Origin of the sequence: Pseudomonas sp. LRP2-20 (genome assembly GCF_024349685.1) — a bacterium.
Taxonomy (GTDB): domain Bacteria; phylum Pseudomonadota; class Gammaproteobacteria; order Pseudomonadales; family Pseudomonadaceae; genus Aquipseudomonas.
The window spans coordinates 4080363-4095420 of the sequence record NZ_AP025944.1 but is presented as its reverse complement, the minus strand read 5'-3'; the positions used below and the strand labels follow the sequence as shown (position 1 = coordinate 4095420).

The following is a 15058-nucleotide window of genomic DNA, read 5'->3' as shown; positions in this document are numbered from 1 at the left end:
GGCTATCCTCGAAATGGCCGTGGTGGAGGGAAATCGTGGGGACCTGCACCGGCCTGTTCGCGGGTAAACCCGCTCCCACAGGTACTGCACCTGTGGTGAGGTGGGTGCGATCCCTGTGGGAGCGGGTTTACCCGCGAAGGGGCCGCTGCAGGCTTACCCGGCAGTCGGCTTTTTCGCTGCCCGAGGTTTCTTGGCAGCTACCGGCTTGCTAGCCCCCGGCAAGGCGGCCGCCTTCTGCTCAGCCGCTACCTTGGGCTTGGCTGGTGCCCGCTTGCGCGGCGCAGCCTTGGGCGCCAGCGCCTCGGCTTCGGCAAGCTTGCGGGCCATGTCCCAGTGGCGGTCTTCCTGGCCGGCGGGCTTACCTTCGGATTCCCAGATCTGGTAGGCGAATTCGCGGATTCGTTTTTCATCGACACTCATCATTGCACTCCTGATGCTCAAGATTGTTGTATCAGCAGGTTGACCGGAAACTCCGCCAGCAAGGCGCTCAACAACAGCTCCCTAGAAGGGCTGACCGCAGCGTTGGAGAAAAGTCCAGTCGAATTGGCAGGCGACAAGGCAAACGGCAGGATCAGCCGGGTGTCGTCCCAGTTCTGTGCCGGGATCAACGGTGTAGAGGCGCCACCGAGCAGGCCGCTGGTCAGGCGCGGAGCGACGACGATGGCGCGTTCGCCATCACCCAGGCGGGCGAAGGCGATGACCTGGTCGGCATGCCGGCCCTGCACCTTCAGTGGCAGGTAGGCACCCCGGCGAAACAGCTCGGCGTGGGCCAGGCGGCAGTCCAGCACCCGGGCGATCAGGGCCTGTTTGATGCGGCCGTCGCGCCAGTGCGCCAGCAGTTCGCCGGGGGCAGCGGCATCGTCGAGGGTGCGACGCCTGCAAGCGTAGTCCACGGCGCGGCGGTTGTCCGGGTCGACCAGGCTGAAATCCCAGTACTCGTTGCCCTGGTACAGGTCGGGGACGCCAGGCACGGTCATGCGCAGCAGGCTCTGTACCAGGCCGTTGAGGGCACCGGGGCAGGCGATCAGCTGCGCGGCATCGGCCAGCGACTGGCGCAGCTGCTGGTTTTCCCGACCCAGCAGCAAGCCGTCGACATACGCTGCGCAGGCGGCTTCATAGGCCTCGTTTGGCGCGCTCCAGCTGCTGCGCAGCTTGGCTTCGCGCAGGGCCTTCTGCTGCCATTGGCGGATGCGTTCGGCGTAATGGCGCAGCGCGCTGTCGTCGTGCAGGTCGAGGCTGAGTGGCCAGCTGCCCAGTAGCGTCTGCAACAGCAGCAGCTCGTCGCCGGGGCTTGGCGCCATGCCATCATCCAGTTGTTCACGCAGCGGTGCGGCCAGTTCGCGCCAGTGCTCCACACGGCTGGCGAACCAGGGCCCGCGCTCACTCAACACGGCCAGGCGTGCGCGGCTGTCCTCACCACGCTTGTGGTCGTGGGTGGCGGTGGCCAGCAGGTTGTCGGGGAAGTCGCGCAGGCGGCGCTGGGCCTCGTTGTGGAAATGTTCGCTGGTGGCGCTGAAACGCTCGGCCTCGAAGCCGACGTCATTGCGCGACAGCAGCCGCGCCGAGCGATAGAACGCGGTGTCTTCCACGGCCTTGGCGGCGCTGGGCGCGGTCAGCTGCTGGAAACGCACGCAGGCATGGCGCAGGTGCTTGCGCGGCCGGCCTGGGGGCATCTGACGCCAAGGCTGGCCACCGAGCCATTGCTCGAGCTGGTCGAGCAATGGCCAGTCGGCTTCGCCCAGGTCCTGGCGGGCATGGGCCAGGGCCTGCTGGAAGAACCGCTCATCTTCGGCCGGGCGCCCGCAGGCGTTGAAGTAGGTGCGATACACCGGGTAATGCGCGACCAATGCCTGCAACGCGCGGCGGATCGCGCCCAGGGTCAGGTCGCGGGTCATCAGGTCGTCGCGGGCGACCTGCAACAGCGCCTGGGCCACCGACTCGCAGTCGCCGGCCAGGCTGGCGTTGAGCACCAGGTGCCGCGCCAGGCGCACCTCCTCGGGGAAGTCGGGGCGCTCGCTGACCGTCGCCCACAACTCGGTCAATGGCGCTTCGCCGGCCGGGTCGTGCTGCAGCAACGAGACCTGGTTCATGAACTCGTAGCCGGTGGTGCCGTCGGTGAGCCAGTCGCGGTGCAGGTGTTCGTCGGCGCCGAGGATTTTTTCCACATAGATCGGGAAGTGCTCCAGTGCGGCCTGTAACGGGCGCCTGGCAAGCAGGCTGTCGACCCGACGGCGCAGCTTGCGGCAGTAACCGCGCGGGTCGGCCAGGCCGTCGATATGGTCGATGCGCAGGCCGTCGACCAGGCCGCGCTCGATCAGCTCGAACAGCTTGGCGTGGGTCGCCTCGAACACCACGGCGCGCTCCACCCGCAGGCCGCCGAGTTCGTTGATGTCGAAAAAGCGCCGCCAGTTGATGTCATCGGCGGCGGTGCGCCAGCTGGCCAGGCGGTAGGTCTGGCGTTCCAGCAGCAGATGCAGGCGCTTGAAGCCGTCTTCGCTGCGGCTGTCGAAGGCGACCAGGGCCGACTCCAGGTCTGCGCCTTCACGCACCAGGCGCGCCAGCTCGGCGTGCAGGGGCAGGGCGTCGGCCAGTGGGTCGGTGGCGTCGCGCAAGGCAGTGAAATGCTCCGCCAGGGCCTTTAGCGCAGGCTCGGGGCCCTGCGCAAGAATCCACCCATAGTCCAGCGGGCAGATCGGGAAGCGGTGTTCGTAGTGGGCGACCTGCAGGGAGCCCGATTGCTTGTCGAATTGCAGTGGAACCTCGCCATTCTTCAGCGCCGCGCCATAGTCGCTGCCGAGGAACGGCAACAGCAACTGCCCGGCCAGCAGCGGGTCGCTGGAATGCCACTGGATGTCGAAGAATTCCGCGTAAGGGCTGCGCCGGCCCCAGGCCAGCAGGCTCTGCCACCATGGGTTGTCGGCGCCGCCCACGGCCATGTGGTTGGACACGGTGTCGAGGATCAGCCCCATGCCATGCTGGCGCAGCGCTGCCACCAGCCGCTGCAGCGCCGCTTCGCCGCCAAGCTCTGGGTTGACACAGGTCGGGTCGACCACATCGTAACCGTGGCGCGAGCCGGCGCGGGCCTTGAGGATCGGTGAGGCATACAGGTGGCTGATGCCCAGCTGGGCGAAATACGGCACCAGTGGCACGGCGTCATCAAGGCTGAAGTCGCTGTGAAATTGCAGGCGCAGGGTCGCTGTCAACGGCTTCATCGGTCTCGCTCCCAGGCTTGTTCACGGGCCTGGGCCAGCAGCTCCAGGCGCCGTGCGGCGTCTTCATCGTCAAGCAGTTCGCGCACCGGCGCGGCGAAGCGCCGGCGCCAGTTGGGGTGGCCGCTGGTGGTGCCGGGCAGGTTGGGCTGCTCGTCGCTGCCGAGCAGGTCTTCCAGCGGGATCAGCACCAGTGGGGCGCGGGTGTGGCCGACGTAGCGGATGGCAGCATCGATCAGCGCGTCATTGTCGTCTTGTGGCCCGTAGTTGGCTTCCAGGGTGCGGCGCAAGCCTTCGCGCTCCTTCTGCCGTTCATGACGCCAGTGCAGCTCGGTGGCGGCGTCGATCAGTTGCAGACGCTGGCTCCAGTCGATGTCGCGGCTTTGCAGCCAGCCGGCCAGCGGCGCAAGGTCGTGGGTGCCGGTGGTGGCCAGGGCGTCGTCCGGCCAGTCGAGGATCGGCTTGAAGTGGCCCGGCTGGGTTTGCTCGAAAGGCAGCACGCGCATGCCCAGCACGGCCTTGGCCGCCAGCTGCTCGCGCAGGCCTTCGGGCACCGTGCCAAGGTCCTCGCCAAGGATGATCGCCTGGTGGCGTACCGACTCCAGGGCCAGCAGGCGCAGCAGGTCTTGCAGTGGGTAGTGAAGGTAGGCGCCTTGGTCGGGCGTGCAGCCACGGGGGATCAACCACAGCCGGCGCAGGCCCATCACATGGTCGATGCGCAGGCCGCCGGCATGTGCCAGACTGGCCCGCAGCATCTCGATGAAGGCGCGGTAGCCGTTGCGCTTGAGCCCCTCGGGGGAGAACGCGCAGATGCCCCAGTCCTGCCCCGAGCGGTTGAGGATGTCGGGCGGCGCGCCGACCTTGAGGTTGGCCAGCAGCTCGTCCTGGCGGCTCCAGGCCTGGCTGCCGGCGCCATCGGCGCCCACCGCCAGGTCGGCGATCAGGCCGACCGCCATGCCGTTGCTACGCGCGGCGTGCTGGGCACGTTGCAGGCTGCGTTCGGTCAGCCACTGGCAGAACGCGTGGAACTCGACCTTGGCCGGGTAGGCGTTGGCGAAGGCTTCGACTTCCGGGTGGTAGGGGTCGTGCCAGGCGCTGGGCCAGTTACGCCAGTCGGCCCCCAGGCCCTGTTCGACGGCGTGCGCCTGCAGCACTTCGAAGCGGCAGTGATGTTCCAGGGCCTGGCCGCGGGCCTCGCGGAAGCTGTCGAAGTCCTTGCGCAGCGGGTGGTCGGCCTGGCTGAAGTCCTGGTACAGCGCCTCGAGCAGGCGCAGGCGGGCATCGGCGGCGCGGGGCCAGTCCACCAGCGGGCGCTGCTCCAGCTCTTCGAGCAGCTGTTCCAGGCCACACGCCTCGACCGCCATGCGCACGGCGCGCTCGCCCAGCAGCGTCGCGGGGCTGGCGTACAAGGTGTTGAGCAGCAGCCGGCTGGACGGTGAGTAAGGGCTGTAGTGTTGCTGGTCGATGGCCGAGAGGGCGTGGATCGGGCTGATCGCCAAGGCATCGGCGCCGCGTTCGGCGGCGCTGCGGGCCAGTTGCTCCAGGGCCAGGCAGTCGCCAAAACCGCCATCACCTGAGCGGCGCAGGCTGTAAAGCTGCACGGCCAGCCCCCAGCAGCGAGGCGGCGGCTCGGCCACCGCGTCGGCCAGGCTGTGGCAGCGCTGTGGGGCCACGGCGAGGGTGAAGCTGCGGTCATTGATCTGCAGCAGGTGATAGCCGACCGGCAAGCCGCCGGGCAGGTTGCCTTGGGCATCGAGGGTCAGGTACTGCAGGCGGTTGCTTTCCAGGGTACAGCGTACCGCGCTGCCAGGCGGGAAGTAACGCTGCAAGGGCAGCGGCTGGTCAAGGTCGGCGGTGATCAGCGGGGGCAGGTGCTCGGCGTCATCTGCGGCCTCCACGGCGCGCAGGCTGGCCTGAATCGCCGCTTCGTCGCTGGCAGGGTGGCCCAGCCCGTCGAGGACCTTGCGCAGCACCTCGTCACTGACCTGCTGCGGGCGGTTGTTGGCGTCGATCCAGTCACGGGCCAGCCCGACACGGGCGGCCAGTCGATGCAAGGCGTTTTCGCTCATGGGTTCTCCTGGCCGGGCGCAATCAGGCTGACCACGCAGCTGTAGGCGCACAGCGCGGTGTCGGGGTGGGTCGTGTCGCTGCTGTCGAACAGGCGCCAGTGGACGGCGGGCAGTTCGACCTGCTGCGGCGTGGCGGCCACATTCAGGTCGATGCGCAGGGTGCTGCCATTACCCAGGCGCCAGCGTGCGGTCAGGGCCTGGTCGCCCAGCACTTCGGAGCCCAGTGCGCGGCTGCCGGGCAGGTGCGGGATGATGTGGCGTTGGCGCAAGTCGAGCAGCTGCTGATACAGGCCGTGCCAGTCGGCGATGACCTCTTTGTTCCGTAGCCGCGACGCTTCGAAGGTCTGCTCGGCATTGGGGTCGGGAATGTGTTCACGTTGCTCGGGGTCGGCGAACGCCTTGAAATGGGCGAACTCGCCCCGGCGGCCTTCGCGCACGGCATCGGCCAGCTCATCATGAAAATCGGTGAAGAACAGGAATGGCCGGCAGCTGCCCTCTTCATCGCCCATGAACAGCAGCGGGATCATCGGTGCCAGCAGCAACAGGCCGGTGGCCGCACGCAAGGCCGCAGGCGGGCACAGGCGGGTCAGGCGCTCGCCCAGGGCGCGGTTGCCGATCTGGTCATGGTTCTGCAGAAACAACACGAACGAACTGGGGGCCAGGTGCCCGCTGGGCTCCCCGCGTGGCGTGCCGTGGCGGTTGGCCTGGCCCTGGAACACGAAGCCTTCGGACAGGCAGCGGGCCAGCTTGTCGATCGGCTTGTCCTGGTAGTCGGCGTAGTAACCTTCGGTTTCCCCGGTCAGCAGCACGTGCAAGGCGTTGTGGCCATCGTCGTTCCACTGGGCATCGAAGCCCTGTTCGAGCAGCGAAGCCTGGTTATGCTCGTTCTCCAGCACCAGCCATATATGCCGGCCCGGCTCCACGGCGGCGCGCACCCGTTGCGCCAGCTCGAGCAGAAAGTCGGGCTGGTCGATGGCGTGCACCGCATCCAGGCGCAGGCCGTCAAAGCGGTAGTCGCACAGCCACATCAGGGCGTTCTGGATGAAGTACTCGCGCACCTCGCGGCGGCGAAAATCGATGGCCGCGCCCCAGGGCGTCTGGCGGTCTTCGCGAAAGAACGGGCTGGCGTACTGGTGCAGGTAGTTGCCGTCCGGGCCGAAGTGGTTGTACACCACATCGACCATGACCATCAGCCCCTGGCCATGGGCGCGGTCCACCAGTGCGCACAGCTGTTCGGGGCTGCCGTAGCTGTGCTGCGGCGCATAGGGCAGTACGCCGTCGTAGCCCCAGTTGCGTTCGCCGGGGAACTGGCCCAGGGGCATCAGCTCGATGGCACTGATGCCCAGTTCAGCCAGCCTCGGCAACTGCCGGGCGACGCCCTGGTAACCTTCGAGCACGCCGACGTGCAGCTCCTGGATCACCGCCTCGTGCCACGGTCGGCCTTGCCACGGGTGCTGCCAGGCGTAGGCGCCGGTATCCACCAGCTGGCTCGGGCCGTGTACACCTTCGGGCTGGTAGCGCGACGCGGGGTCGGCCACTTGCAGTTTGCCGTCGATGCGATAGTGATAACGGTCGCCGGCCTGGCACGGGGCGACGCCCGTGTACCAGCCGTTGCCCTCGGGCAGCAGCTCAATGGCCGGCTGCTGCTCCAGTTCCAAGCTCACGCTGCGCGCATCTGGCGCCCACAGGGCGAAGCGCGCCGACGTGGCGTCCAGCAGGTGTGCGCCATGCCTGTGCATCTTCGAACCCCCGCTCAGTAGTGGCTCAGGTGTGCCTGCTTGACCAGGTCCTCGTAGAGACGCGCATAGGGTTCCACCGCCTGGCACCAGTTGAACGGCTGGGTCATCGACAGGCAGCGCATGGCGTTGAGCAGGTCCTTCTTGCCGTAGGTATAGAAGGCACGGCTCAGCGCTTCGCGGTAGCTGTCGACAGTCGATTCATCGAACAGGAAACCGGTGACGCCATTCTCGATGGTGTCGGCCAGGCCGCCGGTGTTGCGTGCCACCGGCAGCGAACCGAAGCGCTGGGCGTACATCTGGCTCAGACCGCAGGGCTCGTAGCGCGATGGCATCAACAGGAAGTCGCTGCCGGCGAACATGCGCCGGGCGTCGGTTTCGTTGAAGCCGATGCGCACGCCGATGCGGCCTGGGTGGCGCAGGGCCAGCTCGCGCATGGCCTGTTCTTCCTCCGGCTCACCGCGGCCGATGATCGCGATCTGCCCACCTTGTTCGACGATGTAGTCGGCAACACCCAGGGTCAGGTCCAGGCCTTTCTGGTAGACCAGTCGCGAGACCACGGCGAACAGCGGCCCTTCGGACGGTTCCAGTTCGAACAGTTTGCGCACTTCGGCGGTATTGCGTGCCTTGCCGTCCCAGTCGTTGATGCTGAAGTTGTGCTGCAGGTGCTTGTCGGTGGACGAGTCCCAGCTTTCGTCGATGCCGTTGGGGATGCCGCCGAGAAGGCCTTGCTGGGCCTTGCTGGCCAGGAAGCCATCGAGCCCGCAGCCGAATTCGGGGGTGGTGATTTCCTGGGCGTAGGTGGCGCTGACCGTGGTGATGTGGCTGGAGTAGGCAAGGCCGGCCTTGAGGAACGACAGTTTGCCGTAGAACTCCATGCCTTCCTGTTGCATGGCATGCTCGGGGATCGCCAGCTCCGGGCTGCAGCCGCGGCTGTAGACGCCCTGATACGCCAGGTTGTGAATGGTGAACAAGGTCGGCGTGTTCAGCCCGCGCCAGTGCATGTAGGCCGGTGCCAGGCCAGCGGGCCAGTCGTGGGCATGCACCACTTCGGGCTTCCAGTGGATCATGCCCTCACCAGCGGCAATCTCGGCCGCGGCCAGGCCCAGGCGGGCGAAACGGATGTGGTTGTCGGGCCAGTCACGGCCGTTGTTGGCACCATAGGGGGTGCCGTCACGCAGGTACAGTTCGGGGCAGATCAGTACATAGATGACCAGGCCGTCGGCCAGGTCCATGCGGCCGATCTTGCACGGCGGCAGGGCTGCGTGGCCGCCGAGCTCGCCGACGATATGAATGGGGTTGTCACTTTCCATCACCTGGCGGTAGCCGGGGATCAGCACCCGTACATCGTGCAAATGCGCCAGGGCGCGGGGCAGCGCCGCAGAGACGTCGCCGAGGCCGCCGGTCTTGACCAGGTCGGCGATTTCCGAGGTGACGAACAGGATCTTGCGCTTGTTCGGGTTGTGCTGGCGCTGGGCGCCGGGTGTCGTGCCTGTCTTGGCGAAGTCCGGGGTGAGCGGCTCGCGGTTGTCCGGGTTGAATGAATCTACGTGAGGCTCGACAGCGGCACTGATCATACTTCTCTCCGTCCCTATGTATTAGCCGGGTGCTGGCACCCGTTGCGGTATCTCGTGCTGGTTCTCTCTGGTTCTGTAGTTGCGTAAAGCTATCCATGCCCCGAAGTCGTGCGCACAGGCACAACGCGATCAGCATTCCGGCCGAAGGCGATTGGACTGATTGGGGTAGGCGGGCCGTGCGAAGGAAGTCCTTTTGCAATTGGCCTACTTAGTTGCTGACCCGCCACCATTTCCAAAAGTTCGACTTTTTTACGTCGCTCTTCCTCTGAGCAAATGGCGGGCCGAAATCTGAGTGTAGGAGAGCTGGAGATAAAAAGGTGACCCACTGGTCACTTTCGCTATGACGCGAGATAGACGCAAACGTTGGCGTGTGTGACCGAATATGAACAGAGGTGTTCGAGGGTGGGGCAAGGGGTATTCAGGTGTGCGCCATAGAGTGGCTGGCCAGCGTATCGTGCACCGTGATGGGGCAGAATGTCGGCACTGTGGGAGCCGAGGCTCCCACCAGGGGAGGGCTGAATCAGAGGCTGACGGCTTTACCGTCGCCAAGCGCCTGTTCCAGCAACAAGTGCAGCTGGGCGACCTGCTGGCGCAGCTGGTCACGTTCGTCCTTCAACTTGCGCAGCTCATCACGGCGTACGGAGACATAGAGGGTCTGGGTTGGAGTAGCAGGCATCAAGGTACCCATGAGCACACCTCGCGGTTTTGGCTGGTGACAGTTAAAGCGTAGACGCTTCACGCGGCGCGCATTCTGAATTCTTTTGCCGCTCATGGGAACTTTTTTGTTAAACGTTGTCACGCCGTTCGTCGCTGAACCCTCGGGCTCAGTGCTGGACTAATCTGAAAAATTGAACTGTGTTTGTCATCCATTTCGAAAGGGGAGCATCGGCTCATGCAATTGGGAATCGTCGGGCTGGGCCGCATGGGCGGCAATATCGCAAGGCGGCTGATGCGCGCAGGCCACCAGACCGTGGTGCACGACCGCAACCGTGAGGCAGTCGATACCCTGCATCACGAAGGTGCGCAAGGGGCCCATGACCTGGGTGCGCTGGTGCAGAAGCTCAAGGCACCGCGCGCGGTGTGGGTGATGCTGCCGGCCGGCGAACCTACCGAGCAGACCATCGCCCAGCTGGCCGAGCTGCTGGAACCGGGTGATGCGATCATCGACGGTGGCAACACCTTCTATAAAGACGACATGCGCCGCGCCGCCGAGCTGGCCAAGCGTGGGCTGCATTACCTGGATGTCGGCACCTCCGGCGGGGTGTGGGGCCTGGACCGTGGCTACTGCATGATGATCGGGGGCGAGAAAGACGTGTTCGAGCGCCTTGAGCCGCTGTTCAAGGCACTGGCACCGGGCGTCGGCGACATTCCGCGCACCCACGGCCGCAGCGGTGAGCATCAGCGCGCCGAGCACGGCTATATCCACGCCGGCCCGCCCGGCGCCGGGCACTACGTGAAGATGGTGCACAACGGCATCGAATATGGCCTGATGCAGGCCTATGCCGAAGGTTTCGACCTGCTGCGCAGCAAGGGCGGCAGCGAGCTGCCGGAAGACCAGCGCTTCGACCTGAACGTGGCCGAGATCGCCGAGGTCTGGCGCCGTGGCAGCGTGGTCACGTCCTGGCTGCTCGACCTTACCGCCGATGCACTGGTGGCCGACCCGCAGCTGGCGCAGTTCAGTGGCTCGGTGTCCGACAGCGGTGAAGGCCGCTGGACCATCGATGCTGCCGTCGAGCAGGCGGTGCCGGTGCCGGTGCTGTCCAGCGCGCTGTTCGCCCGCTTCCGCTCGCGCCAGCAGCAAGGTACCTATGGCGACAAGATCCTGTCGGCCATGCGCCTGGGCTTCGGTGGCCACGTCGAGAAAAAAGACTGATGACCAAACAGACCATTCCTGCTGCTCCGCCCTGCACGCTGTTCCTGTTTGGTGCCAATGGTGACCTGGTCAAGCGCCTGCTGATGCCGGCGCTTTACAACCTCAGCCGCGATGGCTTGCTGGACCGCAACCTGCGCATCGTCGGCGTCGACCACAACGCGGCGACGGCTGATGAATTCGCCGAGCGCCTGCATGCCTTCATGCAGGCGCGCGACAAGGGCGGCGAGGGCGCTGCCAAATGCCTGGACGAAAAGCTTTGGGCGCGTCTGGCCAAGCGCCTGGATTATCAGACCGGCGATTTCCTCGACCCAGCCACCTATGCGGCGTTGGCCAGGCGCATCGAGAAAACCAGCCACGGCAACGCCATCTTCTACCTGGCCACTTCGCCGCGTTTCTTCCCCGAGGTGGCTCAGCGCCTGGGCGAAGCCGGCCTGCTCGACGAGTCTGCCGGCGGCTTCCGGCGGGTGGTGGTGGAAAAACCCTTCGGTACCGACCTGGCCAGTGCCGAGGCGCTCAACGCCTGCCTGTTGAAAGTGATGAGCGAGCGGCAGATCTACCGCATCGACCATTACCTGGGCAAGGAAACGGTGCAGAACATTCTGGTCAGCCGCTTCTCCAACGGCCTGTTCGAGTCGTTCTGGAACAACCATTACATCGACCATGTGCAGATCACCGCCGCCGAGACGGTTGGCGTCGAGACCCGTGGCGCGTTCTACGACAACACCGGCGCGCTGCGCGACATGGTACCCAACCACCTGTTCCAGCTGCTGGCGATGGTCGCCATGGAACCACCGGCGGCGTTCGGCGCCGATGCGGTGCGTGGCGAAAAAGCCAAGGTGATCGGGGCCATTCGCCCCTGGTCGGCGAAGATGGCCCTGAAACACTCGGTGCGTGGCCAATACGTGGCGGGCAAGCAGGGCCGCAAACCGCTGCCGGGCTACCGCCAGGAGCGCAATGTCGCGCCGGACAGCCAGACCGAAACCTACGTGGCGCTCAAGGTGATGATCGACAACTGGCGCTGGGCCGGGGTGCCGTTCTACCTGCGCACCGGCAAGCGCATGAGCGTGCGCGACACCGAGATTGCCATCTGCTTCAAGCCGGCACCCTACGCGCAGTTTCGCGAGTCGGAGCTGGAGCGGCCCAAGCCCAACTACCTGAAGATCCAGATCCAGCCCAACGAAGGCATGTGGTTCGACCTGCAGGCCAAGCGGCCAGGGCCGGAGCTGGTGATGGAGAACGTCGAGCTGGGCTTTGCCTACAAGGACTTCTTCAAGATGACCCCGGCCACCGGCTACGAAACGCTGATCTACGACTGCCTGACCGGCGACCAGACCTTGTTCCAGCGGGCCGACAACATCGAGAACGGCTGGCGCGCGGTGCAACCGTTTCTCGATGCCTGGGCCCAGGGGGGCGAGGTGCATGAGTACCCGGCGGGCGAGGATGGCCCTGAAGCGGGCAATGAATTGCTGACCCGCGACAAGCGCGAGTGGCACAAGCTTGGATGACAGTGCTGTGTTGCCTGCTCGGGCCTCTTCGCGGGTGAACCCGCTCCCACAGGTACATCACTGACCTGAGAAAGTGATATCCCTGTGGGAGCGGGTTCACCCGCGAAGAGGCCTAAGCAGGCAGCCTTTGAAAAGGAGGTGCAATGCCCGCCCACATCGAAGACTACGCGCTGCTCGGCAACTGCCGCAGCGCCGCCCTGGTCAGCCGCGACGGTTCGATCGACTGGTTGTGCCTGCCGCGTTTCGACGCCCCGGCGGTGTTCGCCGCGCTGCTGGGCAACGAAGAGAACGGCCGCTGGCGCCTGGCGCCCAGCGACCCCGTCGAGCACACCCGCCGCCAGTACCTGGGCGACACCCTGGTGCTGGAAACCACCTGGGTCACTGCCAGCGGCCGCGCCCGGGTGCTCGACTTCATGCCACTGGACGAGGTCAACTCGGTGGTGCGTATCGTCGAGGGGCTGTCCGGCGAAACCCGCTTCGAAATGGACCTGGTACTGCGCTTGGACTACGGTCGCAGCGTGCCCTGGGTGGAGAAAATCGACCCGTTGACCCTCAGTGCAGTCGCCGGCCCCGATCGCCTGATCCTGTGCAGCAGCGTGGCGCCCCATGGTCAAGACCACCACACCGTCGCCCGTTTTGGCGTGTGTGCCGGCGAGCGCCAGGTTTTCAGCTTGCGTCACCAGCCCTCGCACTTGCCGGTGCAGCCCGACTGCGACATCGACCAGGCACTGCAACACACCCTGTTGCACTGGCAGGCATTCGCCGACCGTTGTCCTGAGGTTGGTGCCTACAGCGGGCTGGTGCGCCGCTCGCTGCTCACCCTCAAGGCCATGACCTATGCGCCCACGGGCGGCATTGTCGCGGCGGTCACCACCTCGCTGCCCGAGCGCATCGGCCATGAGCGCAACTGGGACTACCGCTACTGCTGGTTGCGCGACGCCACCATGACCTTGCTGGCGTTCATGAACCTTGGCTATTTCGATGAGGCCCAGGCCTGGCGTGAATGGTTGCTGCGTTCGGTGGCCGGCAACCCTGAACAGATGCAGATCATGTATGGCCTGGCCGGCGAGCGTGACCTGCAGGAATACACCTTGCCGTGGCTGGCCGGCTACGAGCACTCGAAGCCGGTGCGGGTCGGCAATGCAGCTTCGCAACAGGTGCAGCTGGACATCTACGGCGAACTGGCCGACGCCATGACCCAGGCGATCAAGGGCGGCCTGCCGCGCCACCCGCGCAGTGCGGCGATCTCCCGGCTGATCCTGCCCTATGTCGAGCGCATCTGGCGCGAGCCTGATGAAGGCATCTGGGAAGTGCGCGGCGGCCGCCAGCATTTCGTCCATTCCAAGGTCATGGCCTGGGTCGCCTTCGACCGCGCGGCGGGGCTGGCGGATACCACCGAGGAAGGTCGTGAGCGGGGCCGCCATTATCGGCAGGTGGCTGACGAGATTCATCGGGAAGTCTGCGCGCGCGGGCTCGATGCCGGCGGCCAGCACTTCGTCCAGGCCTACGGCTCGGCCGAAATGGACGCCAGCCTGTTGCAGATCGCCTTGACCGGCTTTCTGTCGGCCGAGGATCCGCGCTTTCAGCGTACCTTGGCGCAGATCGAACAGCGCCTGCTGAAGAACGGCCTGCTGCTGCGCTACGACAGCGACAGCTGCAGCGATGGGCTGACGCCGGGGGAGGGCACGTTCCTGGTGTGTTCGTTCTGGCTGGCCGATGTGTATGTGCTGCTGGGGCGTGAGGCCGAGGCCCAGGCGCTGTACGAAAAGCTCACCGGCTTGTGCAATGACGTCGGCCTGCTGGCCGAGCAGTACGACCCCGCCGGCAAGCGCATGCTTGGCAACTTCCCCCAGGCGTTCAGCCATATCGGCATCATCAACACGGCGCTGAACCTGCACCGGGCTCAGTGCCCGGTGCGGGACCGGGCCAGATGTGGCTGAGCGGCCAAGCGGTGACGGGGCCGGTGGCTGCTGCACGCAACTCGCGATCGTCGGAGTAGACTAAGCCAACCCCATTCGGCAAGGAGCACCCATGAGCGTTCGTGGCCACGATCGGCAGATCGACAACATCGAGTTCAACGTCAGCGATATCGCACGGAGCAAGGCGTTCTATGGCAGCGTGTTCGGCTGGCGTTTCACCGACTACGGGCCGACCTACACCGAGTTCAGCGATGGTCGCTTGACCGGCGGTTTCACCACCGGCGAAGCGGTACGCCCGGGCGGGCCGCTGGTCATCCTGTATGCCGACGACCTGGAAGGCGCACAACAGCGGGTCGAGGCAGCCGGGGCGAAAATAAGCCGGGCGACCTTTGCCTTCCCGGGTGGCCGGCGCTTTCATTTCATCGACCCGGACGGGTACGAACTGGCGGTGTGGACGGCCCAAGCCTGATGGCCAACCACAAGATCGAAATCCGCCGTCGCAATATCGAGAAGATCCTCGTCGCCGCCGAAAAGGTGTTCGCCGAAAAAGGCTATGGCGCGACTTCCATGGGTGATATCGCCGAGCAGGCCGAGTTGCCGCGTTCCAACCTGCACTACTACTTCAGCACCAAGGACGAACTGTTCCGCGCGGTGCTGCAGGACCTGCTGGATGTGTGGAAGCAAGACGCGCTGTGCTTCGAGAACTTCGATGACCCGCGGGTGGTGCTGACCAGCTACATCCGCGCCAAGATGGGCCATTCACGGACACGGCCGCTGGGCTCGAGGATCTGGGCCGAAGAGATGTTGCATGGGGCGCCGGTGCTGGGGGTGAACCTCGCCGAGAGCCTGGTGCCCTGGGCGAAGCTCAAAGAAGACAAGATTCGCCGTTGGGTGGCAGAGGGGCGCATCCTGCCAGTGGAGCCTTCGGCGCTGCTCTACATGATCTGGGCGTCGACACAGCACTATGCCGACTTTGGCTACCAGGTGGCGTTGCTCAACGAGGGTGAGCCGTTGTCGGACATGGCGTTCGAGAGTGCGGTGCAGACGGTGACCTGTGTGATCTTGCGCGGGATCGGGCTGGAACCATGAACAACGGGGGCCGCTGCGCGGCCCTTCGCGGGCAAGCCCGCTCCCACAGGTGCCGCGCAAGCCTTGAATGTTGCGAGATAC

General features: G+C 65.7%; 11 protein-coding genes. 5 read left to right on the top strand and 6 right to left on the bottom strand.

Annotated features, from left to right (window positions below; translation table 11 throughout):
* Positions 1 to 153: 153 nt before the first annotated feature.
* The 6 genes from OCX61_RS18355 to OCX61_RS18330 all read right to left on the bottom strand — a co-directional run bounded on the left by OCX61_RS18355 (position 154) and on the right by OCX61_RS18330 (position 9279).
* A complete protein-coding gene (locus OCX61_RS18355; protein ID WP_261940803.1) occupies positions 154 to 423 on the bottom strand; it encodes a DUF2934 domain-containing protein in 270 nt (89 codons plus the stop codon).
* Positions 424 to 437: 14 nt separating this feature from the next.
* Positions 438 to 3212: a malto-oligosyltrehalose synthase gene (locus OCX61_RS18350; RefSeq protein WP_261940802.1), complete on the bottom strand. Its 2775-nt coding sequence runs from the start codon at positions 3210 to 3212 to the stop codon at positions 438 to 440.
* Positions 3209 to 5278 carry a 4-alpha-glucanotransferase gene (gene malQ / locus OCX61_RS18345; RefSeq protein WP_261940801.1) on the bottom strand — a complete coding sequence of 690 codons (2070 nt, stop codon included), beginning with the start codon at positions 5276 to 5278 and terminating at the stop codon, positions 3209 to 3211. Before malQ ends, OCX61_RS18350 begins: the two co-directional genes overlap by 4 nt.
* Positions 5275 to 7017 carry a malto-oligosyltrehalose trehalohydrolase gene (treZ, locus tag OCX61_RS18340; RefSeq protein WP_261940800.1) on the bottom strand — a complete coding sequence of 581 codons (1743 nt, stop codon included), beginning with the start codon at positions 7015 to 7017 and terminating at the stop codon, positions 5275 to 5277. Before treZ ends, malQ begins: the two co-directional genes overlap by 4 nt.
* Positions 7018 to 7031: 14 nt before the next feature.
* Positions 7032 to 8591 (bottom strand): glycogen synthase GlgA, encoded by a 1560-nt coding sequence (glgA, locus tag OCX61_RS18335; protein WP_261940799.1) that lies wholly within the window; start codon positions 8589 to 8591, stop codon positions 7032 to 7034.
* Between the two features lie 520 nt (positions 8592 to 9111).
* A complete protein-coding gene (locus OCX61_RS18330; protein ID WP_261940798.1) occupies positions 9112 to 9279 on the bottom strand; it encodes a DUF6026 family protein in 168 nt (55 codons plus the stop codon).
* 204 nt (positions 9280 to 9483) lie between these two features.
* Between OCX61_RS18330 and gnd the strand changes: the two genes are divergently transcribed.
* The 5 genes from gnd (at position 9484) to OCX61_RS18305 (ending at position 14977) form a co-directional block, all read left to right on the top strand.
* Positions 9484 to 10464 carry a phosphogluconate dehydrogenase (NAD(+)-dependent, decarboxylating) gene (gene gnd / locus OCX61_RS18325; protein ID WP_261940797.1) on the top strand — a complete coding sequence of 327 codons (981 nt, stop codon included), beginning with the start codon at positions 9484 to 9486 and terminating at the stop codon, positions 10462 to 10464.
* Entirely contained in the window at positions 10464 to 11969 is a 1506-nt protein-coding gene (gene zwf, locus OCX61_RS18320; RefSeq protein WP_261940796.1) for a glucose-6-phosphate dehydrogenase, read from the top strand. Before gnd ends, zwf begins: the two co-directional genes overlap by 1 nt.
* 143 nt (positions 11970 to 12112) lie before the next feature.
* Positions 12113 to 13909, top strand: a complete 1797-nt coding sequence (locus tag OCX61_RS18315) for a glycoside hydrolase family 15 protein (RefSeq protein WP_261940795.1) — start codon at positions 12113 to 12115, stop codon at positions 13907 to 13909.
* A 91-nt stretch (positions 13910 to 14000) separates the two neighbouring features.
* Positions 14001 to 14357 carry a VOC family protein gene (locus OCX61_RS18310; RefSeq protein WP_261940794.1) on the top strand — a complete coding sequence of 119 codons (357 nt, stop codon included), beginning with the start codon at positions 14001 to 14003 and terminating at the stop codon, positions 14355 to 14357.
* Positions 14357 to 14977 (top strand): TetR/AcrR family transcriptional regulator, encoded by a 621-nt coding sequence (locus OCX61_RS18305; protein WP_261940793.1) that lies wholly within the window; start codon positions 14357 to 14359, stop codon positions 14975 to 14977. Before OCX61_RS18310 ends, OCX61_RS18305 begins: the two co-directional genes overlap by 1 nt.
* Positions 14978 to 15058 lie beyond the last annotated feature (81 nt).

Excerpts from the sequence above, each read along its gene's own strand:
- OCX61_RS18355 (WP_261940803.1), bottom strand. The coding sequence starts at position 423 with ATGATGAGTGTCGATGAAAAACGAATCCGCGAATTCGCCTACCAGATC.
- OCX61_RS18350 (WP_261940802.1), bottom strand. The coding sequence starts at position 3,212 with ATGAAGCCGTTGACAGCGACCCTGCGCCTGCAATTTCACAGCGACTTC.
- malQ (WP_261940801.1), bottom strand. The coding sequence starts at position 5,278 with ATGAGCGAAAACGCCTTGCATCGACTGGCCGCCCGTGTCGGGCTGGCC.
- treZ (WP_261940800.1), bottom strand. The coding sequence starts at position 7,017 with ATGCACAGGCATGGCGCACACCTGCTGGACGCCACGTCGGCGCGCTTC.
- glgA (WP_261940799.1), bottom strand. The coding sequence starts at position 8,591 with ATGATCAGTGCCGCTGTCGAGCCTCACGTAGATTCATTCAACCCGGAC.
- OCX61_RS18330 (WP_261940798.1), bottom strand. The coding sequence starts at position 9,279 with ATGGGTACCTTGATGCCTGCTACTCCAACCCAGACCCTCTATGTCTCC.
- gnd (WP_261940797.1), top strand. The coding sequence starts at position 9,484 with ATGCAATTGGGAATCGTCGGGCTGGGCCGCATGGGCGGCAATATCGCA.
- zwf (WP_261940796.1), top strand. The coding sequence starts at position 10,464 with ATGACCAAACAGACCATTCCTGCTGCTCCGCCCTGCACGCTGTTCCTG.
- OCX61_RS18315 (WP_261940795.1), top strand. The coding sequence starts at position 12,113 with ATGCCCGCCCACATCGAAGACTACGCGCTGCTCGGCAACTGCCGCAGC.
- OCX61_RS18310 (WP_261940794.1), top strand. The coding sequence starts at position 14,001 with ATGAGCGTTCGTGGCCACGATCGGCAGATCGACAACATCGAGTTCAAC.
- OCX61_RS18305 (WP_261940793.1), top strand. The coding sequence starts at position 14,357 with ATGGCCAACCACAAGATCGAAATCCGCCGTCGCAATATCGAGAAGATC.